The sequence below is a fragment of the Micromonospora foliorum genome (assembly GCF_022229015.1).
Lineage (GTDB): Bacteria > Actinomycetota > Actinomycetes > Mycobacteriales > Micromonosporaceae > Micromonospora > Micromonospora foliorum.
In genome coordinates this window covers 1-1,511 of sequence record NZ_JAKKFF010000500.1, presented here as the reverse complement: position 1 = coordinate 1,511, position 1,511 = coordinate 1, and the positions used below count along the sequence as shown (strand labels likewise).

The following is a 1,511-nucleotide window of genomic DNA, read 5'->3' as shown; positions in this document are numbered from 1 at the left end:
GCTGGCCCCGGCCGAGCTGGCCCGGCGGTTGGGCTGGTGGCGCGACGCCCTCGCGGGTGCGCCGCCGGGACTGGACCTGCCCACCGACCGGCCCCGACCGGCGGACCTGGAGGACGCCGGCCACGAGATCGAGTTCTCCTGGCCGCCAGAGCTGGCCGACCGGGTCGCCGAGGCGGGCCGGCGCACCGGCGCCACCCCGTACATGATCTTCGCGGCGGCCTGGGCGGCGCTGCTGCACCGGCACAGCCAACAGCCGGACCTGTTGCTCGCCACCCCGGTGGCGAACCGGCAGACCCTCGACAGCGAGACGGCCGTCGGCTTCTTCGTCAACACGCTGGTGCTGCGCAGCCGGGTCGACGGGGAGCTGACCTTCGCCGAGCTGCTGGACCAGCTGCGTGACACGGCGCTGACCGCGCTGACCGACCCGGTGCCCTTCGACGCGCTGGTGCAGGAGATCCGACCGGTCCGCGACCCCGGCCGCCACCCGCTCGCCCAGGTGATGTTCGCCGTGGAGGACGGCTGGGAGCAGCGCCTGACGCTGCCCGGGGTCACCGTGCTGGCCAGCGGCGAGACACACACCGGCACCTCCATGTTCGACCTGACGCTGACCGTCATCCCGTACGAGGGTCGGATCGACGGGCGGATCGAGTACCGGACCCGGCTCTTCGACGAGGCCACCGCCCGCGGGCTCGCCGACCAACTCGCCACGCTGCTCACCGCCGCCCTCGCCGACCCGGACACCCCGGTCGCCGGGTTGCCGCTGCTGCGCCCGGACGCCGGTCGGGACCTGGTCGACCGGTGGGCCGCCACCGCCACCGCGTCGGCACCGCAGCCGTTCCTTCCCGAGTTGGTGACCCGGCAGGCCGTCGCCCGCCCCGACGCGATCGCCGTGGCGTACCGCGAACAGACGCTTACCTACCGGGAGCTGGACGTGCGGGCGGACCGGCTGGCCCACGCCCTGGTGGCCCGGGGGGTACGGTCCGAGACCACTGTCGGGGTCTGCCTGCCCGCCGGCCCGGACTGGGTGGTCGCCCTGCTCGCCACGCTTCGGGCCAGCGCGGTCTACCTGCCCCTGGATCCACAGTTGCCGGCGGCCCGGCTGGCCTACCTGCTCACCGACTCCGACGCCGCCCTGGTGCTCACCGGGGCCGACGCGCAGCTCGCGCTGCCCGCCAGCGACGTCCCGCTGCTGCGACTCGACGAGCCGCTGCCGCCCGCCACCGGCCCGCTGCCGGAAACCGTCCACCCGGACGCCGCCGCCTACCTGATCTACACGTCCGGCTCGACCGGGCTGCCCAAAGGCGTCGTCGGCACCCATCGCGGGCTGGGCAACCTCGCCGAGGCGCAGGCCCGGCTGATCGGTGTCCGCGCCGACGACCGGGTCCTCCAGTTCCACTCGACCAGCTTCGACGTGTCACTGTCCGACCTGGTCACCGCGTTCACCGTGGGCGCGACGCTGCGCCTGCTCGGCCCGGACGAGCGCACCCCCGGCCCCGACCTGGCCGCCGCGC

The 1,511-nt window shown here is 75.0% G+C and carries 1 protein-coding gene; it reads left to right on the top strand.

Translation table 11 applies throughout. The features are described 5' to 3' along the window. A partial coding sequence (locus tag PSH25_RS28885; RefSeq protein WP_238662037.1) for an AMP-binding protein occupies nt 1-1,511 on the top strand: 1,511 nt, incomplete at both ends.